We start from the raw sequence: 22,150 nt of genomic DNA, 5'->3' as shown, positions 1-22,150 counted from the left end.
AAGCAGTTTACCGCGAGGTTATTCGGCCTCTGCGTCTTTCAGCTGCTGCTGGATGTCTTCGATCACCTGCTTCCACAGTTCCGGCGGCTGGGCACCGGGTACGGCGTGCTGGCTGGCGACAATGAAGGTCGGCACTGAACTTACCCCCATCTTGCGGGAATGGGCGTCGCGGTCCTGGATGGCTTGAACGTCGCTGTCGCCTTGCAGCAGGCGTGCGGCGACATCTGCATCCATTCCGGCCTCGCGTGCGACGTCTGCCAGAACTTTGTGGTCGCCGATGTCCTTGGCGTCCACAAAGTAGGCTTGGAACAAGGCATCCACCACTTCGGTCTGCTTGCCTTCAATTCCGGCCCAATGGATCAGCCGGTGCGCATCCAGCGTGTTTGGCGTGCGCGTCATCGCCTCAAAATTGATGGTCAGCCCGGCCTTTTCCGCGTGCTCCATCACTGGCGCATAGGCTTTCACCGCGCCCTCCTTGCCGCCGAACTTGCGTTCCAGGTAATCGCGCCGGTCCATGCCTTCGCGCGGCATGTCGGGGTTCAGCTGGAACGGATGCCATTCAATGACAAAGGGATGATCCGGAACCTCGGCCAGCGCTTTGTCCAGATGAGTCTTGCCGATATAGCACCAGGGGCAGATCGGGTCCGACAGGATGTCGAGTTTGACAGTGGTCATTTGGGTCATCCTTTGAACAGGGCGGGCAGGGCGCGGCGCAGCAGCTTCCCATTGGCACCTGCGGGCAGGGCGTCAAGATACACATAAGCGCGGGGCTGCTTGTAACGGGCCAGCCGCTGGGATGCAAAGGCTTGCAGCTCTGCGGCGTTCACCTCTTCGGGACCGGTATAGAAGGCGGCGATGATGAAGGTCTCAGGCTTCACCTCTACCGCTGCGGCGCCGGCCTGAGTGATGCCGGGATGGGACACCAAAGCGGTTTCAACCTCGATCGGGGACACGCGGTAGCCGCCCGCATTCATCATGTCGTCAGCGCGGCCCAGGTAGCGGATCTGTCCGTCCTTCGACATTGCGCCCTGATCACCGGTCAGGAACCAATCCCCCTGATAGCGGGCGGCGGTTTCTTCAGGCGCATTCAGATAGCCAAGCATCAGCCCCGGGTCCGAGCGGTGGATGGCGATGGTGCCTTCTTCTCCCAAGGGAACTGGTCCGCCGCTGCCCAGAATGGCGGTTCTGCGGCCGGGTTGCGGCTGCCCGAGTGACCCATCCTGTGCGGGGCAGGACGGCGAAGATGAAATGAAGGTTGAGCATTCCGACATGCCGAAAGCCTCAAACAATCTGCGGCCTGTTGCCGCCTCCCAGGCCGCGCGCAGATGCTGGGAGAGCTTTTCACCAGCGCAAAGCCCATGCCGCAAGTCCGGCAATACAAGCGGGCTGGATTGCAAGAGTTTCCGGTAGACGCCAGGGGCTGCAGCAAAAAGGGTCGCGCGGTGGCGGCGCAGCAGCGCGGGCAGGTCCTGAGGCGGGGTTCCGGGCTGCGGGATCAGCGCCGTTGCACCCGCCGCCCAGGGATCCAGCAGGCCGGTGCCCAGCGTGAAGGTCCAGTTGAAAGCACCGGCATGCATCAGCCGGTCATCCTGCGTCAGCCCGTACCAGCCATCCACCATCATCTGCCGCGCCCAAACAGCCCGGTGGGCGTGCGCCACGGCGCGCGGATTTCCGCTGGTGCCGGAGGTGTAGACTACATAGGCGAGGCGGTCCGGGTCTCCAAGGGCGTAGCTGCAGGGAGGCAGACGGTGCATTTCCAGCAAGTCGGCGGTGCTGATCTGAAGCGGGTGACTCGCGCACGGGACATCGGGATCGCGCAGAACTGCTGCCGGTTGCAAATCCGCGATCATCCGGGCGGTTTCCGGCGCTGTAAGCTGGGCTGAGGTCGGCACCGGCACCAATCCGGCGGCAATGGCGCCGAGGTAGGCGATGGGAAACTCAACCGTGTTCCCCAGCCGCATCAGCACAATATCTCCAGGTTTCAATCCCGCTTTAAGCAGCCCTGTTCCGGTTCCGCGCACCGCTGCTTCAAGCCGGGCATAGCTCCAGTCTTCGCAGGCATCGCCCGCGAGAACCGACAATGCGGTCTTGGCCGCCAGCCGACGGGCATGGCGCAGCACATGGGCCGCGAGGTTGAAAGGCGAAGGGCAGGGCGCAAAAGGCCCCTGATCAAAAACGGACAGCATGGCAATTGGCTAGCCCGCGCCGTCCTGCGTTGCAAGCTGCGCAGGTGCGGCTTATAGAGTGGCTATGACAAGCCGTGACCCGAAGTCCCTGATTACCATCGCCCGTGCAAACGGCGGAGATGACGCAGCAGAGCCATTGGACCTGGGTGCGCGTGTGCGCGAACTGCGCAAGGCGCGGGACTGGACATTGGAACATGCTGCCAATCAGGCCGGTTTGGCGCGTTCGACCTTGTCCAAGATCGAAAACGGTCAGATGTCACCGACTTACGAGGCGCTTAAGAAGCTGGCCGTGGGCCTGCAGATCTCGGTGCCGCAGCTGTTTACCCAGCCGCAGCGCGGTCAGGTGAACGGGCGGATGACGGTGACCAAATCCGGTGACGGTTCAGCCCATGCCACCGCAACATATGAGCACGAGCTGCTGGCGGACGGTATGTCGCGCAAGCAAATGCTGCCCTACCGGGCGCGGGTGCGGGCGCGGTCGCTGGATGAGTTTGACGGCTGGGTGCGCCATGACGGCGAGGAGTTTCTGTATGTGCTGACCGGGGTGGTCAAGCTTTACACGGAATTCTACGAGCCGATTGAAATGCGCCGCGGTGACAGCGCCTATTACGACGCAGCCATGGGGCACAATGTCATATCTGTCAGCCCCGAAGATGCAATGATCCTTTGGGTGACGTCGCTGGCTTGAGGCCTGGGCTTCAAAAGGCGGCTGCGAGGCTAGTGCGTCCGCCCGTCCAGCTCTCTCAGCAGGCTTTCGATATACAGGAAGTCGTCCACTTCTTCCCTGGCTTCGTTCAGCGTGAGATGATGGGTGCGGGCCAAATAGGCAACAAATCTGTCCCGGTCATCGACAAGTGACGGCGCGTTGCTGGCTTTCAGATGCGGAAAGCGCTGTTTGATGCGGGGCATCCTGTCAATCCAGCTGGCAGCTGCTGTCTGTACAGGCATTGGGGGGGCCTCCCTGACAATCTGATTATGGTTGTTGGACCCTCATGCTAGCATTTTTTCTGCCGTCGCGTAACGGCGGCCCCGGGGCATCAGCCCAAGGCCGCTGTGTTAAGCGGTTTTTTGCCAGCGCCTAGGCCGGTGCGAACAGCCGGGGCAGCACCAGATGGCCGATTCCAACTGCAATCAGCTGCATCACAATGAACATCGGGATATGCCCCGGATAGATGCCTGCAAAAGTGTCGCTGAAGCCGCGGGCAATAGTCACCGCCGGGTTGGCAAAGCTGGTTGAAGAGGTGAACCAGTAGGCTCCGGTGATGTAGATTCCAACCAGAGCAGGCACTGTATCAGGACGCGACCGCAGCCCGCCGAAGATCACGAACAACAGGCCGAACGTGGCCAGGATTTCGGAGAACCACTGCGCTGTTCCTGTTCGGTGCATAGTCTCAGAGCTTTGCAAAACTGCAAGATCAAACATTGCGTGGCAAGCCCAGACCCCCAGGATCCCGCCTCCGATCTGCACCAGAACGTAAGGCGTCACCGCACGCCATTCATGTTCGCCGCGCAGGGCAAAGGCAAGGGTCACGGCCGGGTTGAAGTGGGCGCCTGAAATCGGACCCAGGGTAGTGATGATCGCATAAAGCATGCAGCCGGTGGCAACAGCATTGGCCAGAAGCGCTAGCGCCACGTTCCCGCCGGCCAGATTTTCAGCCATGATCCCGGAGCCAACAACGCCGACCAGCAGCATAGCTGTGCCCAGCCCCTCGGCCAGCAGCTTTTGGACAGTCATTGGATTTCTCCGATCCGCTTAAGTTGCTGTGTCAGCTCGGTTGCGTTCATGGTTTCAAACGGCAGATCAAGCAGCGCCTTGGCGCGCTTTTCCAGCGTGGCATAAGCCGCGCGAAAGGCGGTGTCCCATTCGGGTTGGTCCGCGGCAGCCGGATCTGCGACGCCCCAATGGGCGCGGACCGGCGCGCCGGGCCAGATCGGGCATGTTTCGCCCGCGGCTGAGGCGCAGACGGTGATCACCATATCCATTTCCGGTGCGCTCTGAACGGCAAACTCGTCCCAGCTTTTGGAGCGGGCGCCGGCGGTATCGTGGCCGAGTTCCTCCAGCAGAACCAGCGATTGCGGATGTACCTCGCCGGTGGGGTTGGAGCCTGCAGAAAACGCACGGATGCGGCCAGAGCCCAGGGTGTTGAAGATTGACTCCAGCAGGATGGAGCGGGCGGAGTTGCCCGTGCAGAGGACAAGAATGTTCATGGGTTTTGACCGTTCTATTGGGTTAGTCGGAAGAATTTACGCGGCCGATGCCGTCAACCTGATGCTGAAGCGACAGGCGGTCGAGCGTTTCAAAGGGCAGCGCCGCAAAGGCTTTGATCCGATTGCGCAGCAACCCATAGGCCTGCTGGAACGCCAGGTGCCTTTCGGCATCGGTGCCGGTCGCCTTGACCGGATCTGCCATCCCCCAGTGGGCGCTCATCGGCTGGCCGGGCCAGGCCGGGCATTCCTCATTGGCGGCGTGGTCGCAGACGGTGAAGATGAAATCCATGCTTGGTGCATCCGGGGCTGAAAACTCGACCAGATCCTTGGAATGCAGCGCGCTGGTGTCATAGCCCTTGGCCAACAGCAGGGACGCCACCTCGGGGCGCGGTCCCGGCGAAGGGTTGGTGCCAGCCGAATAGGCGCGAAACTTGCCTTCGCCGGATTGGTTTAAAATGGCCTCGGCAAGCAGCGACCGGGCGGAATTGCCAGTACAGATGAACAGAACGTTAAACGGGTGCTCAACCGTCGGCATGGCCCTTTCTTCATTCGTGAAAGGGCTGCAGATATCGGGCCGGTTCTGGCAGCAGCCTGTCAGCAGGTTATCAAACAGACCGCGCAAGCCAGGCAGATCGGCGGTGTACATCAGCGAAGTTCCGGTCCGGTGCTGGCTGATCAACCCGGCCTGTTTCAGGACTGACAGGTAAGCAGAAGCCGTGTTGGGTTTGAAGTCCAGCGCCGAGGCAATCTCGCCCGCTGGAACAGCGTCCGGATAGCGCCGCATCAACAGGCGGAACAGGGCCAGACGGTTCGGATGTGCAAGGGCGCTGAGCTTATCTGCGATCGTTGATTCCATATTTCGGGAAATATGGAATTATTAGCCGTGAGTCAACTGCCCCGCCTGTGGGCAGCCGCTGGTCAGCGCCTCAGTCTGATTGATACCACCAGACATCCGGCATGAATCCGGTCCGGTCGCCGTAGATCGGCAGGTATTCCGGAAACCGCATTTCCTTGACATGGGCGATCCGCCCCGCATCGAACCGCCAGAATGGAATGACATAGCGTCCCGCGGTCAGAACCCGGTCCAGCGCCCGCACGGCGGCGGTGAAATCCTCAGGGTCTTTTGCTGTCAGCATGGCATCGATCATCGCTTCGGCAGCCGGGCTGTCCATGCCCATAAGGTTGCGGCTGCCGGGCTGGCTGATGCCCTCGCTGCCCCAGTAATAGCGCTGTTCGTTGCCGGGGCTTAGCGACAACTCCCGGCGGTAACGGGTGAGATCGAAATCATAAGCGCTCTGGCGTTCGACATACTGGGCATTATCGACGGTTTCCGCCGTTAGGGATATGCCCAACCGCTCCAGTGCGCGTGCATAGATTTCAGTGATGGTCTTCATCTCGCCGTCGCCTTGGCGGATCAGAACCGTGAACTGCAATGGCGTACCATTGTTCTTGCGGAGCACGCCGTCTGTGACGCTCCATCCTGCATCGGCCAGCAGTTTCATCGCTTTGCGCAGATTTCTGCGGTTGCGCTTGCTGCCATCGCCCTGCGGAAGCGCGTAGCCTTCCAGCGTCCCGGGCAACAGCGTGTCTGCAAACGGAGCAAGCAGTGTGCGGACCTGGCCGGCAGCTGCGCCGGGCAGCATGCCAAGCCCGGATCCCGAGAAGTAAGAGGTGATCCGCGGTTGCACGCCGCCGGTCACGGTGCCGTTGATGTATTCGAAATTGAACGCCAGCAGCAGCGCCTCGCGCACCCGCCAGTCATCCAGCGGGGCGCGGCGGCTGTTCATCACCAGCCCGGTCATGCCCGAGGGGCGCTGATGCGGGATTTCGCTTTTGACCACATCGCCGCGGGTCACGGCCGGGAAGTTATAGACGCTGTCCCATTTGTCAGCATTGAATTCGCGCACCGCGCTCAGCTCGCCTGCCTTGAAGGCCTCAAAAAGCACGGTTGCATCGCCAAAGAAATCCAGCCGCAGTTCGTCAAAGTTCCCGGTACCGCGCCGAAAGGGCAAGTCTTTGCCCCAATAGTCCGGGTTTCTGGACAAGGTGACGAAACGGCCGGGTTTGAAATTCTTGACCACATAAGCGCCGGTGCCAATCGGGGCGCCGGGCAGGTCATCGGCACCGAACTCCCTGTCCTGCCATTGCGCCTTCTTTAAGATAGGGCGCATTCCGGCGATCAACGCCAGCTCGCGGTCTTTGGCATTGAAGGTCAGGCGCAGGCTGCGCGGTCCGGTCTGTTCAATCCGCGCCACCTTGGTCCAGAAACCGCGATAGCGCGGGTGGCCCTTGGTGCCCAGGGTTTCATAAGACCACAGCACGTCTTCGACCGTCACCGGGCTGCCATCAGAGAATCGCGCTTCCTCCCGGAGGGTGAATTCGACCCAGGAGCGGTCCTCGGGGACCTCAATCGATTCGGCCAAAAGACCATAAAGCGTGAACGGCTCATCCCAGGTGCGGCCCATCAGGCTCTCGTATCCCCAGAACCTCAGCTGCCACGGCGCGGTCCCCTTAAGGGTGAACGGGTTCAGCGAGTCAAAGCCGCCGGTATTGCCGAAAACCACCTTGCCGCCTTTGGGCGCATCGGGGTTGGCATAGGGTAAAGACACAAAATCGGGTGGCAGCGCAGGCGCCCCATACATAGCTATGCCATGACCTGATTCTGCCTGCGCAAAATTCGCAGCAAAAGCCAAGGTGATTCCGGCCAGTGCTGCACCGGGATTCAGGAAATTTTCTTTTCGCAGTTTCACAACAATCCCGCTCTGCCCTTATTTTCTTGCTTCTGCACGCTAAGTGCGCTTTTTCGTCTTTTCAAACTTTTAGCTTGGACGAAAGCCGGAAATTGCTTATAAAGAGGTCACTGCTCGATAGGTTTCTTGCCTGTATGAAACCTGCCTCAATAACTAACGCCCGCCTTGTGCGGGCGTTTTTTTTCGGACGTTTCCACACTGCCTCTGACGGGAAATGCCCCTGCGTTGCAAGGGGCGATCCGCTGTCTTACGCGTTTCTTTTGCATCTGCAGCATGGCACAGTGGCGTCAGTTTCATTCAGCCGAGGGAAAGTTGCCGATGTCCTTGCAAGGGAAGACCGCCGTTATCACTGGATCAAATTCAGGTATTGGCCTGGGGGTTGCACGCGAACTGGCGCGGGCCGGGGCCGATGTGGTGCTGAATTCGTTCACCGACCGGGACGAGGATCACGCGCTGGCAGCTGAGCTCGCCCGTGAATTCAGCGTCAAGGCCCAGTACATTCAGGCTGATATGTCCAAGGGGGCTGATTGCCGGGCGCTGATTGCGAAGGCCGGTGCCTGCGATATTCTGGTGAACAATGCAGGCATCCAGCATGTGGCCCCGATCGATACCTTCCCGCAGGATAAATGGGACGCGATCATCGCGATCAACATGAATTCGAACTTCCATACAATGGCCGCCGCCTTGCCCGGAATGCGCGCGGCGGGCTGGGGGCGGATCGTCAATATCGCCTCGGCGCACGGGCTGACGGCCTCGCCGTTTAAGGCGGCTTATGTGGCAGCCAAGCATGGGGTGGTGGGCATGACCAAGACGGTGGCGCTGGAAACCGCGGAGGAGCCGATCACCTGTAATGCAATCTGCCCTGGCTATGTGTTAACGCCGCTGGTGGAGGCGCAGATCCCCGACACCATGGAAAAATACGGCATGGGACGGGAAGAGGTGATCAAGAAGGTGATGCTGGAGCGCCAGCCGAGCCGCGAATTTGCCACTGTGGAACAGCTGGGCGGCACCACGGTGTTCCTGTGTTCGGACGCAGCGGCGCAGATCACCGGCACGACACTGAGTGTCGATGGCGGCTGGACGGCACTGTAGGCGGTACGTGGAAGCGGCGGGAGGGGGCCGGCCCCCTCTTGCCCCAAGGGGGCAATTCACCCCCGGAGTATTTTCACAAAGGTGAAATAGGCAGGTGTATTTTGGTGAAACGCATTAATCTGGCCCTGCAGGGCGGCGGTGCGCATGGGGCGTTTACTTGGGGTGTGATGGACCGGCTGCTGGAGGATGAAGGGGTTGAGGTGGCCGGGATCACCGGCACCTCGGCTGGGGCGTTGAATGGCGCGGCCTTCAAGTCCGGCATGGTTCAGGGCGGGCGGACCGGCGCCAAGGCGGCGCTGGACAACTTGTGGGCGCAGATGGGAGCGGTAGGCGATATGCGCTTTGCCCATTGGCTGACCCGGTTTGATGCGGTGGCCTGGACCGGTGCATTGGAGGCTGCGATGCCATTCTCGCCGCTGGAAACCATGAGCCAGATGATCTCTCCCTATCACTACGGCCCCTTTTACAAGAACCCGCTGCAGGAGGTTGTCGATCAGTTCTGTTTCGATGATGTCTGCGCCGGGGCCGGGCCGGACCTGTTTGTCTGCGCGACCTGTGTGCGCACGGGCAAGATCCGGGTCTTTGAGGGCGCCGGGATCAGCACTGACGCCATTCTTGCCTCGGCCTGCCTGCCGGACATGTTCCAGGCGGTGGAAATCGAGGATCCGGAGACCGGCCGGATGGAGGCCTATTGGGATGGCGGTTTCACCGGCAATCCGGCGCTGTTTCCGTTATTCCGTCCAGAGTTGCCGGGGGATGTGGTGATTGTGAACATCAATCCGCTGGAGCGCGAGGAGGTTCCGAAAACGCCGCAGCAGATCCGCAACCGGGTGAATGAGATCAGCTTCAACTCGTCCTTGCTGCGGGAGCTGCGCGCCATTAATTTTGTGCAGCGGCTGCTGGAGGATGGCACGCTTGAGGCTGGACGGATGAAGCAGGTTAGGGTGCACATGATTGCCGATGATGATCTGATGACGCAGCTGTCAGTCACCACCAAGCTGTTTCCGGTGCCGCAGATCCTGGCGCGGCTGAAACAGGCAGGGCGGGATGCGGCGGAGAACTTCCTGGCACAGGATGGTGAGAATGTTGGCGTGCGATCTTCAACGGATCTGCCGGCGATGTTCAGCTAGGTCAGGCGCTTTCTTTCAGCGCGGGTTTCTTGCCGTTTTCCAGCGGTTTTGAAGGATCCTTGGGGTTCGGGTAGACAAGGCCTGCCGAGATTACCAGCTTGGCAGAATCCTCCACCGACATGTCCAGCGCGATCACATCTTCTTCGGGGACGAACAGCAGAAAACCGGATGTCGGATTTGGCGTGGTTGGAAGAAACACACTGACCAGGCCGCCGCTGGTTTCGACCTTCTTGGCGATCTCACCCTTGGCGTTGGTTGAAATGAAGCCGATCGCCCAGATGCCTTTGCGCGGGTATTGGACAAGGCAAGCCTTTTCAAAACTGCGTTCCGATTGGGCAAAGACGGTTTCGGAAATCTGCTTGATGCCCGAATAAACGGTGCGGACTACCGGCATGCGTTCCACCAGGCTTTCGGCAAAGCTGATCAGCGACCGGCCCAGGATGCCCTTGGCGACCCAGCCGACGACGATTGTGAACAGCAGAAAGATGATCAGCCCGACACCGCGCAGGTTGATGCCGATGTACTGTTCGGGCCGGACTGTGTGCGGTACCAGCGGCAGCACCACGCTGTCGATCCAGCCCATCACCGACCACAAGAGCCAGATGGTCAGACCCACCGGCGCAATGACGACGATCCCGGTAAAGAAGGAAGCACGCAGGCTGGCAAACAATCCGCGGCGTCGGTGAGGTTCTTCGTCGAAGGGCGTGGTCATGTGGCTTCTTTGCGGAAATTTCGAGTGGAACCTAGGCACTGATTGCGGGCGGAGCAATGGCATCCGCCCGGAAAATCAAGTCATTGTGCCAGTTTGTTCAGTTCCTGTGCGATCTTTGCCGCCAGCCGGGCGTTGTTGCGCACCAATGCGATATTGGCGGTAAGCGAACGGCCTTCGGTCAGCTCGAAGATGCGGCGCAGCAGGAAGGGGGTTACATCCTTGCCCGAGATGCCCTGTTCATCCGCCTCCGATTGGGCCTGAGCGATGACCGGGGCCAGTTCCTCTGCCGCGATTTCGGCGTCTGCCGGGATCGGATTGGCGATCAGCTGGCCGCCGGGCAGCCCCATTGCCTGCCGTGTGGCATGGGCGCGGGCAATCTGCGCCGGATCATCCATGCGCAGCGGTGCCTTCAGATCTGACTGCGCCGACCAAAAGGCCGGGAAGCTGTCCTGGCCAAAGGCGATGACCGGCACGCCCTGGGTTTCCAGCACTTCTAGCGTTTTCGGCACGTCGAGAATGGCTTTGGCGCCTGCAGCAACTACCGTCACCGGGGTTTGCGCCAGTTCCATCAGGTCGGCAGAGATATCAAATGTGGATTCTGCGCCTTTGTGGACGCCACCGATGCCGCCGGTGGCAAAGACTTCAATCCCGGCCACACGCGCGGCGATCATGGTGGCCGCAACCGTGGTGGCGCCGGTGCCGCCTGTGGCGATGCAAGCAGGCATGTCGGCGCGGGAGATCTTGGCGACACCCTGCGCCTGGCCAAGCGCCTGCAATTGATCGGGTTCAAGCCCCACATGCAGCACGCCCTTTATAACGGCCATGGTGGCGGGCACGGCGCCGGCATCGCGGATGTCCTGCTCCACCTGGGCGGCCACTTCGACGTTTTGCGGGTAGGGCATGCCATGGGTGATGATGGTGCTTTCCAGCGCAACAATGGCCTGTCCTGCGGCCTTGGCGGCCTGGACTTCGGAGGAAGTGCGGATCTCGATCACAGCGGGGGTTCTCCTGAAACATAGGTGGCCGCAGCCTTGAGGGCGGAGGCCAAAGCGGTCTTGCGGTCTTCGCCCCGTGCCTCGGCAACGATATGGGCGGCCATGAAGGTATCTCCTGCGCCGGTTACGCGGGCAACCGTGACGCGGGGCGGGACAAGGGTGATGGCGTCCTGGACATCGGCCACTGTGGCAGAGGAGCCGCCATCGGTGACCAGCACCCGCGCCGCGCCGCGGTCCAGCATCGCCTGTGCCGCGGTTTCGCTGTCGGTGAATTCGGCCTGGCACAGGATGCCGGCTTCTTCGAGGTTCACATAGAGCGTGCCGCGGGTGCGGGTCAGGAAGGGGCGCAGCCGTTCCGCCTTGCCAGGAGAGGCAGGCGCCACCCGCAGGTCTGCCTTGGCAAAGGCCGGGCTGGCGACGATGTCATCCAGCAGCGACAATGTAAGGTTTCCATCCAGCGCAACCTGACCCGTGTAGGGGGTCTCCGGGGTACCCAGTGCGCCGTCGGACAGCGGGCGCAGAATCTTGTCTCCTGCAGCCTCCAGCGAATGGGCGTCGGCAATGGCGGCGATCAGCCCGTTGGCGCCCTCGACAGCCATGTAGCGGTCGGTGGGCAGATCCTCGGAGCGGTAGATGTGGTCGGTGATCAGGCCGAAGTGGCTGCAGGCATGGATCAGCTCGTCGCCTTCGGGGTCGCGGCCCACGGCCGTCAGCAGGGCAGGCTGCATACCGAACCGCGACAGAGTCATGGCGATGTTCATGGCCACACCGCCGGGCAGCCGGGTGATGCGCCCGGGCATGTCCGAGCCGCGCTGCATTTCCGTTCTGCAACGGCCGATGATGTCCCACAGAACCGATCCGATGCACAGGATGGCAGGTATCCGGGAATGAGAGGCTTGTGTCATAATGACCTATTGCCGCCTTTACCCGCCCTCTGCAAGCGGCTTCAGCGTAGCGGCACGGCAAAGGTCAGCGCGGCCCAAAGGCTTTCCCACACGTGATCTTTGTCCTCCGGCGCAGGGCGCAGGACCACGGCGTCCAGCAGATAGGTATGCCCCGGTAACACCGGGATGACGGATTTCCCCTGTGAATCTGTCAACTGGGTGCTGATGGCGACACTGCCGTCCGGGGCTTTAGCAAAGACCTCGACCTGCACCTGCGGGCGCGGGTTGCCCTGGTACAGAACCTGAACCGGAAACCCCGCTGCCAGATCATCGGTATAGGGATTGGCGAGGGCCACGATCTCGGTCTCCATACCGGTGTCTAGATCGGACCCTTCACCGCTGCCGATGGACACCAAAGCCTTGGCATAGCGGGTGTATTGCTCGGCAAAGCCCGCGTCTGGCAGGCCGCGTGCGTTATGCTGGCCGGGGATGCCGGCAAAACCCTTGTGGTCAATGAAGGCCTGAAAACCTTCCCATGTGTCATAGGTCAGCGTCTGCGGCTGTGTCTGGTGGATGATCACGGTCAAACCATTGTCGGTCTCATCCGCTGAGAAAGCAGGCATATCGCCCATCCGGCCCTCATACGGGGACGCTGATCCGCCCTTAATGACCTCGAACCGGGCGATCCGGTGATCCAGATAGGGTTGCTCGGCACCGTTGAATTCCTGCCCGTTGCGCAGCCTGGCCACCACTGTTGCACCGGAATTCACTTGATATTTTTCCGGCTCGATCCAAAACTCGTGGGATAACAGCGGGGCGGCCCCCAATGTCAGCCCGGCGCAGAGAATTGAGCAGAACAGGCGGTATTGCATGAAATTGTCCTTGGCTGTCGGGCGCAGTGTGACTTGGCTGCGGATCCTATTTGCGCTGCTGTTCAGTATGGTTGCAATAGGCGCTGGAAGTGCCCGCGCCCATGAAGTCACACCGGTGATTGCCGATTTCACGGTGAAAGACGGGCAGGTTGCGCTGGAACTGCGTCTGAACGTTGAGGCCTTTGTTGCCGGGATCAATCTGGATGGGCTGTCCGACACAAATGAGACCGCACAGGCTGCCGATTATGACGAGCTGCGCGCGCTGGAGGCTCAGGAATTGGAACCGATGGTTCAGCTCTTTGCCGAGGAGTGGCTAGAGACCTTTTCCCTGCAGGCCGGCGGCCCGGTAGAGCTGCGCGTCTCTGGCATTTCCATTCCAGAGGCCGGTGACACAAGCCTGCCGCGGGCGTCCTTTCTTGAACTGACCGGTGCGATCCCTTCGGGCGCAGACAGCCTGCGCATTGCCTGGCCTGCCGGGTCCGGCGGGGTGGTGCTGCGTCAGAACGGGGTGGAGGAGCCTTATACTGGCTACCTGCAGGGCGGAGAGACTTCACCCCCGATCCCGCTCCAGGGCGGTGCGGCCAAGACGCCGGTCGAGGCCTTTGTGGAATACATCCCCGTCGGCTTTACCCATATCCTGCCCAAAGGGCTGGACCATATCCTGTTTGTTCTGGGGTTGTTCTTTCTCAGCCCGCGGGTGAAGCCGCTGCTGCTGCAAGTAAGTATCTTTACCGTGGCCCATACAATCACCCTGGCGCTGGGCGCGCTGGGGGTGGTCAGCGTCAATGCTGCCATTGTCGAGCCGCTGATTGCGCTGTCGATTGTCTTTGTCGCGGTCGAGAACATCTTTGCCCGCAAGCTTCACAGCTGGCGCACTTTTGTGATATTTGGCTTCGGTCTGCTGCACGGGCTGGGCTTTGCCAGCGTTTTGGGCGCGTTTGGCCTGCCGTCCAGCCAGTTCCTGCCCGCCCTGATCGGTTTTAACGTCGGCGTGGAACTGGGTCAGCTAGCGGTAATTGCCGCGGCTTACATCGGCGTGCGCCTGTGGTTCGGGCGGCATCCGAAATACCGCGGCCGGGTGGCAATTCCGGCATCGGTCACAATCGCGCTGATAGGGGGATACTGGTTTGCCGAGCGGGTGTTCCTGTAAACACCCGCTGATGGATCAGCCCATTGCCCGCATCAGGATCTTTATCTGGGCAAGCGGATCCTCTGCGTGCCAGATTTCATCGCCAATGCCAAAGAAATCCGTACAGGGGGCAATGCTGCGTATCAGGTCTTCGGTCAAGCCGCCCTCGGCCACGACCGGAACCTCGATCATCTGGGACCACCACTGGAACAGATCGGCCTCGGCCTTGGCGCCGTCGCCCAGACCGGAAGTTCCGACAGGGCCAAAGCTTACATAGTCGACGCCTGCCTCGCCCGCCACCATACCGTCATGCTGGGACGCTCCGCAGAAACAGCCGACAATGGCATCCGCCCCCAGCGCTTTGCGCGCGGTACGAACCGATTTGGACGCATCCGTCAGATGCACACCGTCCAGCCCCAGCCGTTCGGCCAGGATCTGGTGATCCGAGATCACCAAAGCCACGTCGCGTTCCATCGTGACCTCACGCAGCGCGTCACCGGCACGGCTCAGCGTGTCCTCGTCGCGGCTGGCCAGATCCAAGCGCACGCAGGCCACGTCAACCTCGTCCAGCACCCGTGCCAATTGTCCGGGAAACTTGCCCAGCTCGAAACTCGGCGGGGAGATCAGGTAGATCTGCGGCTGCTCAGGTGCTTCTGCAGGGCTTCCCATAGCGGTGCTCCATTGTGTCAGGCGATTGGAGGTATTTAGCCGATTTCCGGCAGGACGCAAGGATTTGCGGCAGTGAAACCCGGGTAAATGCCGTCCAAAACCGCGCCGGACCTTGCCCCGCCGCCGTGCGGGCAGTACAGCAGTGCCGATTTTGCCGGAGAACACGATGCCCACCGATACGCCCCAGCCCGCCTTTGTCCTTGTCCGCCCGCAGATGGGCGAGAATATCGGCGCCGCGGCGCGGGCAATGTGGAACTTCGGCCTTGACCGGATGCGCATCGTCGCACCGCGCGACGGCTGGCCGAACCCCAAGGCGGTGGCGATGTCCTCGGGCGCGGGCCGCCTGCTGGACGAGGCGCAGCTCTGTGCCGACGTGCCCGAGGCGCTGGGCGATTGCACTTATGTGTTCGCCACCACTGCCCGCCAGCGCGGATTGACCAAACCTGTCTACAGTCCCGAACGCGCGATGCAGATCGCGGCTGAGAAGATCGCAGCGGGCGAAAAGGTGGCGGTGATGTTCGGGCCTGAGCGTGCGGGTCTCGAGAACGAGGATATTGCCAAGGCCAACGCCATCATCTCGGTGCCGGTGAACCCGCTTTATGCCTCGCTGAACCTGGGCCAATGCGTGCTGCTGACTGGCTATGAATGGATGCGCCAGTCCGCCGATGTGGAGCATGAAACCACTGACCTCGGCCGCAAGGGCGAATGGGCAAGCGGTGTTGAGGTCGAGAAACTGGTGGAGCATTATGAGGACCGGCTGGACCAGGCGGGCTTCTTCTTCCCGCCGGAAAAGGCCGACAGCATGAAGACCAACCTGCGCAACCTGTGGTCCCGGATGCGGATGACCCGCAGCGACGTGCAGATGCTGCACGGGATCATGCGCCAGATGGTCCGCTGGAAAGAGCGCGGCGGCGAATAAGCCGCTCTGGACCTTTAGATAACCCGCCCCTAGCTTGGCACCACAGACAAAGAGGCAAGCATGAGCAAGCGCAGCATTTTCGAAGAGGTCGAGGGCGAGAAGACGGACGCCCCCGCAGCGCAGCCGGGGCTGATCGACCGCGGCCGCGGCGGCGCCCGCAAAGGCATCCGCGCCTGGCTGATGGTGCTGTTCGCCCTGGTGGTGGCAATGATCGTGGTGGGCGGGCTGACGCGTCTGACGGACTCGGGCCTGTCGATCACTGAATGGCGCCCGGTGACCGGTGCCATCCCGCCGATGTCCGAAGCCGAATGGCAGGCCGAATTCGACAAATACCAGCAGATCGACCAGTGGCGCATTCAGAACCAGTGGATGGAACTGACTGATTTTAAATCGATCTACTGGTGGGAATGGGGCCACCGCCAGCTGGGCCGTTTCATCGGCGTGGTCTGGGCGCTCGGCTTCCTTGGGTTTCTGGTCGCGCGTAAGGTCCCGGCAGGCTGGGCAGGACGGCTGGCGCTGCCCGGTGTTCTCGGCGGTGTTCAAGGCGCCATCGGCTGGTGGATGGTGGCCTCTGGCGTCACCCAGGGCGAGGGGATGACCGCGGTCGCCTCCTACCGCCTTGCGGTGCATCTGGGGCTGGCGTTCGTGATCCTTGGCTTCATCACGTGGTACGTGCTGATGCTGGGCCGCGAGGAGCGTGAGCTGATGCAGGCGCGCCGCGCCAAGGAGGCCAAGCTGTTCAGCCTCTCCACCGGTCTGATGCATTTCGCCTTCCTGCAGATCCTGCTGGGCGCACTGGTGGCGGGCATCGACGCAGGCCGCTCCTATACCGATTGGCCGCTGATGGGCGGGCAGGTGATCCCGCCGCAGCCTTTCATGATTGAACCCGCGTGGAAGAACTTCTTTGAAAACCCGGGCCTGGTGCAGTTCATTCACCGGGTGGCGGGGTATTTGCTGTTTGCCTTTGGCGTGGTGGCCTGGCTGCGCGGGCGCGGCTCTGCCCATGCGCGCACCCGTCTTGCCTTCAACGCCGTCTTTGCAGCGCTGTCCGTGCAGGTGCTGCTGGGGATCATTACTGTGATCTATGCCGCACCGCTGCACGCCGCGATCACCCACCAGCTGGTGGCAATCGGCCTCTGGGTGCTGATCCTGCGCGCCCGTTTCCTGTCTGCCTATCCCATTGCAACCTCGATCAAGGATCATTGAATTATGAGCGCATTTGACGAACTGATGGCCTTCCAGCGTGAAACCCAGGCGCTGGGGCAGATTGCAGGCCGTCTGGGCTGGGATCAGGAAACCATGATGCCCCGCGGGGCCGCGCCGCAGCGGGGCGAGGAGATGGCCGCGATCGAAGCCGTTCTGCATGCCCGCCGCAGCGACCCGCAGGTGGCGGAGTGGCTGGAGCAGGCAGTTGCGCCGAATGAGGCAGGCGAAGCCCAGCTGCGTGAAATCCGCCGCAGCTATGAGCGCACCGTCAAAGTGCCCGCCGATCTGGCAAAGAAGATCGCCCAGGTTACATCCGAGGCGCAGGGCAAATGGGCCGCTGCGCGGGCGGATGAGGATGTTGCCGCATTTGTGCCGGTGCTGGAGGAAGTGGTCGCCCTCAAGCGCGAAGAAGGTCTGGCGCTGGCCGCGGGCGGCGATGTCTATGACGCCATGGTCGAGGATTATGAGCACGGAATGACCGGGGCAGGGATCGCGGAGATCTTTGACGCTATGCGTCCTGGCCTGGTGGAACTTCGCGCCAAGGTGCTGGAGAAGCCCGCGCCCAAGGGATTGGCAGGCATATTTGACGAAGCGGCGCAGATGAAGCTTACCCGGAAGCTCGCCAAAGCTTTCGGCTATGACATGGCGCACGGGCGCGTTGATAAGGCAGTGCATCCGTTCAGCTCCGGCTCGGGGCTGGATGTGCGGATCACCACCCGGACCAGTGAGGTCGATCCGTTCAACTGCTTCTATTCGACCATTCACGAGGTCGGCCACGGCGCCTATGAGCAGAACATCAGCCGCGACTACCTGCTGACCCTGCTGGGCAGCGGCGTGTCGATGGGCGTGCATGAAAGCCAAAGCCGGATCTATGAAAACCAGATCGGCCGCAGCCGGGCGTTCACCGGCTGGCTGTTTGAGGAGATGAAAGCGGCGTTTGGCGATTTCGGCATTGCGGATGCGGACAGCTTCTATGCCACGGTGAACGCAGTGCATAAGGGCTATATCCGGACTGAGGCGGATGAGCTGCAATATAACCTTCATATCATGCTGAGGTTCGGCCTGGAGCGCGCACTGATGAGCGGCGATCTGGCGGTGAAGGATCTGGAGGCGGCCTGGAATGACCGGTTCGAGGCGGACTTTGGCTATGCTGTCGACAAGCCGTCAAACGGCTGTTTGCAGGACGTGCATTGGTCGGTGGGCCTGTTCGGGTATTTTCCGACCTACAGCTTGGGCAATGTCTATGCCGGCTGCCTGTATCAGGCGTTGCGCCGGGATGTTCCGGGGCTGGATATGCAGTTGGCAGAGGGCGACACCACGGGTGCGACCGGGTGGCTGAAAGAATCCCTGCAACAGCACGGCGGGTTGCGCAGCCCACGCGATACCATCGTGCATGCATCCGGCATGGAGCCCAGCCACACACCGCTGCTGGCCTATCTCGAAGAGAAGTTCAGCCTGCTTTATGATCTCTGAATCGGCCTTGCACCACGGCTAAGGCATTCTGGCGGCAGCAGAAAATCTGCTGCCCCGGAAATGCCGCATTTTAGGTGTATTCTCGGATGCTCATGGGGATGAGAGCAGAGATATAACTGATGCATACAGCCGTAGCCTATCTGATTTTTGCCAGCTTCGTGCTGGCGCCAACCCTGATCTGAATCGCAAACCGTCAGATCAGCGCCATCCGCTCCGCCCGCTCGGGATCCGGGAAGGGACGGTAGAGGCCGGTCTCTGACGTGGCGATCAGGGCTGTGACATGGGAGTAGAGCTTTTCTACTTCCTCGTCATGTTCGCCCAGCACCCTGAAGGCCTGATCCAGCTGGGTCATGTCCTTAAACTCAATCTCCAGCAGGAAATCGCGGCATTTGTCGCTGGCCAGGTTCAGCTTGCGCCGCAGCAGCCGCCAGCCCAGGATCACGCCGCGTTCCTGCAGGTAGCTCATCCATTGGTCAACCGCGCTGGCAAAACTCAGCGCCTTGGCTTCATGATGCAGATCGATGGAGCATTGATAGAGGTTCATGGGGCGATCCCTTGGTGCAGACAACTCAAGCGATAGTCTGCCACAGAAAGATTAGGCAGCGGTTAAACACAAAAGCACCGCCCAGGTGATCCGGGGCGGCGCTGTTTCATTCAAGCTGAGCGGCGGGGTTATTCTTCGCCGCCGCCGTCTTCCTCTTCGCCGTTCTCGGCAATCCAGGCGACGGAAACCACTTCTTCGCCCTTGCCGGTGTTGAACACCCGGACACCGCCGGCCGAGCGGGACCGGAAGGAGATGCCATCCACCGGGACCCGGATCGACTGGCCTTTGGAGGTGGCCAGCATGATCTGGTCGTCCATTTCCACTGGGAAGGAGGCCACGATCTCGCCGCCACGCATCGCCTTGTCCATCGCCGTCACACCCATGCCGCCGCGTCCGCGAACTGGATAGTCATGCGAGGAGGACAGCTTGCCCGAACCCCCGGTGGTGATGGTCAGGATCAGGTTTTCCGCCGCCGACATTTCCGCATAAAGCTCGGTCGAGAAGTTCGGATCCTCGGGCGCATCCTCATCCGAGGCCTCGGCATCGTCGGTCAAACCGGCCATGGCGCGGCGCATCTTGAGGTAGGCGGTGCGCTGTTCCGGAGTGTATTTTGAGTGCCGGATTACCGACATCGACACCACCCGGTCCTCACCGCTGAGGCGGATACCGCGCACCCCGGTGGATTCGCGCGAGTTGAACACCCGCACATCGGTAGAGCGGAAGCGGATCGCCCGGCCCGAGTCGGTGAACAGCATCACGTCATCGTCTTCCGAACAGATACGGACATTCACCAGCTGGACGGACCCGTCTTCAGGTAGTTTCATCGCAATCTTGCCGTTGCGGCGGACGTTGGTGAAATCCGACAGCCGGTTGCGGCGGGTATCACCGCCGCTGGTGGCAAAGACCACCTGGAGGTTTTCCCATTCATCATCCGGCACATCGACCGGCATGATGGCGGCAATCGAAACCCCTGTCGGGATCGGCAGGATGTTGACGATGGCCTTGCCCTTGCCGGTGCGCCCGGACTGCGGCAGGCGCCAGGTCTTCAGCTTGTAAACCATGCCGTCGGTGGTGAAGAACAACAGCTGGGTATGGGTATTGGCTACAAAGAGGGTGGTGATCACATCCTCTTCCTTGGTTTGCATACCCGATACACCTTTACCGCCGCGCTTTTGCGACCGGAAATCGGCGAGCGGAGTACGCTTGATATAGCCGCCGGAGGTCACGGTCACCACCATGTCCTCGCGCTCGATCAGGTCTTCGTCCTCCATGTCGCCGGACCAATCGACGATTTCGGTGCGGCGCGGCACGGCAAAGTTGTTGCGCACTTCGCGCAGCTCATCCGCGATGATGCCCATGATGCGCTCGCGCGACGACAGGATCTCAAGGTATTCCTTGATCTTACGGGCCAGTTCTTCCAGCTCGTCGGTGACCTCTTTCACGCCGATCTGCGTCAGGCGCTGCAGGCGCAGCTCAAGGATCGCGCGGGCCTGGGTTTCCGACAGGTTATAGGTGCCGTCGTCATTGGCGGTATGGGTCGGATCATCAATCAGCGCGATGTATTCCAGGATCGGCTGGGCCGGCCAACGGCGGGTCATCAGCTTTTCGCGCGCTTCCGCCGCATCAGCAGACTGGCGGATGGTGGTGACGATTTCATCGATATTGGTGACCGCAACCGCCAGGCCGCACAGGATGTGGCTGCGTTCACGGGCCTTGCGCAGCAGATACGCGGTGCGCCGGGCCACCACGTCTTCGCGGAAGTCGATGAAGGAGGTCAGGAACCGGCGCAGCGTCAGCTGTTCCGGGCGGCCGCCGTTCAGCGCCAGCATGTTGCAGCCAAAGTATGTCTGCATCGGCGTGAATCGGTACAGCTGGTTCAGCACCACTTCGGGGGTCGCGTCGCGCTTAAGCTCAACCACCACACGCACGCCGTTGCGATCGGATTCGTCCTGCACATGGGCGACGCCTTCGATCTTTTTGTCGCGCACCTGCTCGGCGATCTTTTCGATCATTGCCGCCTTGTTCACTTGATAGGGAATCTCATCCACAACAATGGCATAGCGGTCTTTCCTGATTTCCTCGGTGCGGGTCTTGGCACGGATAACCACACTGCCGCGGCCCTCAAGATAAGCCTTGCGGGCACCGGAGCGGCCCAGCATCACGCCGCCGGTCGGAAAGTCCGGGCCGGGCACGTAATCGATCAGCTGTTCGCTGGTCAGGTCAGGATCGTCGATCAGTGCCAGGGTAGCATCAATCACTTCGCCGAGGTTGTGCGGCGGGATGTTGGTGGCCATGCCGACCGCAATACCGCCGGCGCCATTGACCAGCATATTCGGGAACCGGGCCGGCAGAACCGTCGGTTCGCGGTCCTTGCCATCATAGTTGTCCTGGAAATCGACGGTTTCTTTGTCGATGTCAGACAGCAGGAAGGCCGCCGGTTTGTCCATCCGCACTTCGGTGTAACGCATGGCGGCCGGGTTATCGCCGTCCATCGAGCCAAAGTTGCCCTGGCCGTCCAGAAGCGGCAGCGACATTGAGAAGTCCTGCGCCATCCGTACCAGCGCGTCATAAATCGCACTGTCACCGTGCGGGTGGTACTTACCCATCACGTCGCCAACCGGGCGGGCCGATTTGCGGTAAGACTTGTCATGTGTGTTGCCGGATTCGTGCATTGCATAGAGAATGCGCCGGTGAACCGGTTTCAGCCCGTCCCTAAGGTCCGGGATGGCACGGCTGACGATGACCGACATGGCATAGTCCAGGTAGGACGTGCGCATTTCGGATTCAATGGATACCGTCGGTCCGTCATAGGCGGGCCGTTCCGGCAGGTTTTCATCCATGTTTTCAGGAGTTTCCGGCGTATCGCTCACGTTGGCTGCCCGCTCTTTCTTCTGGCTCTATATATTGTGTTTGCACCCTATCAGATACCGTATATGGGGCGCAAGCAAACAGCCGGGAAAGCGGAAAACAGGCCGTTCACACAGCGGTAACACACTGTTTTTGGGGAAATTAACCAATAGCAGCCTAGCATCAGTATGAGGGGGCAAATTTTGGAGGCTGTAAATGGAGACCACAGAAACCGAGCTGATGCTGAAGGGATACGGGCTGACCACGGCGGAGTTCACCTATTGTATGCCCGACTACATCCACGTTCTGAATACCTTTGTGTGGCAGGAGTACGACCTTGCCCCGGACCATCCGCGGCTGTTCGAATTCATCGAATTCTGGCAGCGGGAAATCGAAGGCCCATTGCATTCTGTCCGTTTTAATCACCGCAAGATGATTGGCCCGGGAGAATGGCGCAACGTGGTCGGAGAGTTTCAGCTGCACTGAACCGGCTGGCTTTTTAATGTGTTTGCAGGGCCGTGCGGCAGGCTTTGC

General features: G+C 61.1%; 22 protein-coding genes. 8 read left to right on the top strand and 14 right to left on the bottom strand.

What is annotated here, in order from left to right; all coding sequences use genetic code 11:
- Positions 1 to 18 precede the first annotated feature (18 nt).
- Both K3555_RS10070 and K3555_RS10065 read right to left on the bottom strand, forming a co-directional pair.
- A complete protein-coding gene (locus K3555_RS10070; protein WP_260008364.1) occupies positions 19 to 684 on the bottom strand; it encodes a DsbA family oxidoreductase in 666 nt (221 codons plus the stop codon).
- Positions 681 to 2,186 (bottom strand): class I adenylate-forming enzyme family protein, encoded by a 1,506-nt coding sequence (locus K3555_RS10065; RefSeq protein ID WP_260008363.1) that lies wholly within the window; start codon positions 2,184 to 2,186, stop codon positions 681 to 683. The genes K3555_RS10070 and K3555_RS10065 overlap by 4 nt, the downstream gene beginning before the upstream one ends.
- A 64-nt stretch (positions 2,187 to 2,250) precedes the next feature.
- Between K3555_RS10065 and K3555_RS10060 the strand changes: the two genes are divergently transcribed.
- The gene (locus K3555_RS10060; RefSeq protein WP_259992357.1) at positions 2,251 to 2,874 is read left to right on the top strand and encodes a helix-turn-helix domain-containing protein; all 624 of its coding nucleotides are present in this window, start codon (positions 2,251 to 2,253) and stop codon (positions 2,872 to 2,874) included.
- A gap of 29 nt (positions 2,875 to 2,903) precedes the next feature.
- Here K3555_RS10060 and K3555_RS10055 read toward each other — a convergent pair whose 3' ends face one another.
- From K3555_RS10055 to K3555_RS10035, 5 genes are all read right to left on the bottom strand, one after another.
- Positions 2,904 to 3,134 carry a hypothetical protein gene (locus K3555_RS10055; RefSeq protein WP_259992355.1) on the bottom strand — a complete coding sequence of 77 codons (231 nt, stop codon included), beginning with the start codon at positions 3,132 to 3,134 and terminating at the stop codon, positions 2,904 to 2,906.
- Positions 3,135 to 3,264: 130 nt separating this feature from the next.
- Complete coding sequence (locus K3555_RS10050; protein ID WP_260008362.1) at positions 3,265 to 3,921, bottom strand: MIP/aquaporin family protein; 657 nt, start codon at positions 3,919 to 3,921, stop codon at positions 3,265 to 3,267.
- Positions 3,918 to 4,394 (bottom strand): arsenate reductase ArsC, encoded by a 477-nt coding sequence (locus K3555_RS10045; protein ID WP_260008361.1) that lies wholly within the window; start codon positions 4,392 to 4,394, stop codon positions 3,918 to 3,920. The genes K3555_RS10050 and K3555_RS10045 overlap by 4 nt, the downstream gene beginning before the upstream one ends.
- A 22-nt stretch (positions 4,395 to 4,416) precedes the next feature.
- The gene (locus K3555_RS10040; RefSeq protein WP_260008360.1) at positions 4,417 to 5,250 is read right to left on the bottom strand and encodes a helix-turn-helix domain-containing protein; all 834 of its coding nucleotides are present in this window, start codon (positions 5,248 to 5,250) and stop codon (positions 4,417 to 4,419) included.
- A gap of 70 nt (positions 5,251 to 5,320) precedes the next feature.
- The gene (locus K3555_RS10035; RefSeq protein WP_409201693.1) at positions 5,321 to 7,138 is read right to left on the bottom strand and encodes an extracellular solute-binding protein; all 1,818 of its coding nucleotides are present in this window, start codon (positions 7,136 to 7,138) and stop codon (positions 5,321 to 5,323) included.
- A 324-nt stretch (positions 7,139 to 7,462) separates the two neighbouring features.
- On the opposite strand from K3555_RS10035, the gene K3555_RS10030 reads away from it, so the two are divergent.
- A complete protein-coding gene (locus K3555_RS10030) occupies positions 7,463 to 8,236 on the top strand; it encodes a 3-hydroxybutyrate dehydrogenase (RefSeq protein WP_260008358.1) in 774 nt (257 codons plus the stop codon).
- Between the two features lie 101 nt (positions 8,237 to 8,337).
- The gene (locus K3555_RS10025; RefSeq protein WP_260008357.1) at positions 8,338 to 9,366 is read left to right on the top strand and encodes a patatin-like phospholipase family protein; all 1,029 of its coding nucleotides are present in this window, start codon (positions 8,338 to 8,340) and stop codon (positions 9,364 to 9,366) included.
- A 1-nt stretch (position 9,367) separates the two neighbouring features.
- Here the strand turns inward: K3555_RS10025 and K3555_RS10020 are convergent, their stop codons facing one another.
- From K3555_RS10020 to K3555_RS10005, 4 genes are all read right to left on the bottom strand, one after another.
- Positions 9,368 to 10,078, bottom strand: coding sequence for a DUF502 domain-containing protein (locus K3555_RS10020; RefSeq protein WP_259992340.1), 711 nt, complete (start codon positions 10,076 to 10,078; stop codon positions 9,368 to 9,370).
- Positions 10,079 to 10,158: 80 nt separating this feature from the next.
- Positions 10,159 to 11,073, bottom strand: a complete 915-nt coding sequence (locus K3555_RS10015; RefSeq protein WP_260008356.1) for a pseudouridine-5'-phosphate glycosidase — start codon at positions 11,071 to 11,073, stop codon at positions 10,159 to 10,161.
- Positions 11,070 to 11,978, bottom strand: coding sequence for a PfkB family carbohydrate kinase (locus K3555_RS10010; RefSeq protein WP_260008355.1), 909 nt, complete (start codon positions 11,976 to 11,978; stop codon positions 11,070 to 11,072). The genes K3555_RS10015 and K3555_RS10010 overlap by 4 nt, the downstream gene beginning before the upstream one ends.
- Before the next feature lie 41 nt (positions 11,979 to 12,019).
- On the bottom strand, positions 12,020 to 12,829 hold the full coding sequence (locus K3555_RS10005) for a DUF4198 domain-containing protein (RefSeq protein ID WP_260008354.1): 810 nt from the start codon (positions 12,827 to 12,829) through the stop codon (positions 12,020 to 12,022).
- On the opposite strand from K3555_RS10005, the gene K3555_RS10000 reads away from it, so the two are divergent.
- Entirely contained in the window at positions 12,828 to 13,979 is a 1,152-nt protein-coding gene (locus K3555_RS10000; protein WP_260008353.1) for a HupE/UreJ family protein, read from the top strand. The two genes, K3555_RS10005 and K3555_RS10000, sit on opposite strands and share 2 nt — an antisense overlap.
- A gap of 15 nt (positions 13,980 to 13,994) precedes the next feature.
- Here the strand turns inward: K3555_RS10000 and K3555_RS09995 are convergent, their stop codons facing one another.
- The gene (locus tag K3555_RS09995; protein WP_260008352.1) at positions 13,995 to 14,627 is read right to left on the bottom strand and encodes a thiamine phosphate synthase; all 633 of its coding nucleotides are present in this window, start codon (positions 14,625 to 14,627) and stop codon (positions 13,995 to 13,997) included.
- Positions 14,628 to 14,793: 166 nt separating this feature from the next.
- On the opposite strand from K3555_RS09995, the gene K3555_RS09990 reads away from it, so the two are divergent.
- Genes K3555_RS09990 through K3555_RS09980 form a run of 3 tightly spaced genes read left to right on the top strand, consistent with a single transcriptional unit; the run spans position 14,794 to position 18,225 of the window.
- Complete coding sequence (locus K3555_RS09990) at positions 14,794 to 15,546, top strand: RNA methyltransferase (RefSeq protein ID WP_259999206.1); 753 nt, start codon at positions 14,794 to 14,796, stop codon at positions 15,544 to 15,546.
- 60 nt (positions 15,547 to 15,606) lie between these two features.
- Positions 15,607 to 16,752 carry a heme A synthase gene (gene ctaA, locus K3555_RS09985; protein ID WP_260008351.1) on the top strand — a complete coding sequence of 382 codons (1,146 nt, stop codon included), beginning with the start codon at positions 15,607 to 15,609 and terminating at the stop codon, positions 16,750 to 16,752.
- A 3-nt stretch (positions 16,753 to 16,755) separates the two neighbouring features.
- Entirely contained in the window at positions 16,756 to 18,225 is a 1,470-nt protein-coding gene (locus tag K3555_RS09980) for a carboxypeptidase M32 (protein WP_260008350.1), read from the top strand.
- A gap of 193 nt (positions 18,226 to 18,418) precedes the next feature.
- Here K3555_RS09980 and K3555_RS09975 read toward each other — a convergent pair whose 3' ends face one another.
- A complete protein-coding gene (locus K3555_RS09975; RefSeq protein WP_259992323.1) occupies positions 18,419 to 18,769 on the bottom strand; it encodes a DUF6614 family protein in 351 nt (116 codons plus the stop codon).
- Between the two features lie 128 nt (positions 18,770 to 18,897).
- Positions 18,898 to 21,639, bottom strand: a complete 2,742-nt coding sequence (gyrA, locus tag K3555_RS09970; RefSeq protein WP_409201682.1) for a DNA gyrase subunit A — start codon at positions 21,637 to 21,639, stop codon at positions 18,898 to 18,900.
- Between the two features lie 193 nt (positions 21,640 to 21,832).
- Between gyrA and K3555_RS09965 the strand changes: the two genes are divergently transcribed.
- A complete protein-coding gene (locus tag K3555_RS09965; protein WP_027258878.1) occupies positions 21,833 to 22,102 on the top strand; it encodes an usg protein in 270 nt (89 codons plus the stop codon).
- Positions 22,103 to 22,150: the final 48 nt, after the last annotated feature.

It is taken from the genome of Leisingera sp. M527, from assembly GCF_025141525.1.
GTDB lineage: Bacteria > Pseudomonadota > Alphaproteobacteria > Rhodobacterales > Rhodobacteraceae > Leisingera.
The sequence above is the reverse complement of the archived record's forward strand: the minus strand, read 5'-3'. Positions and strand labels throughout refer to the sequence as shown.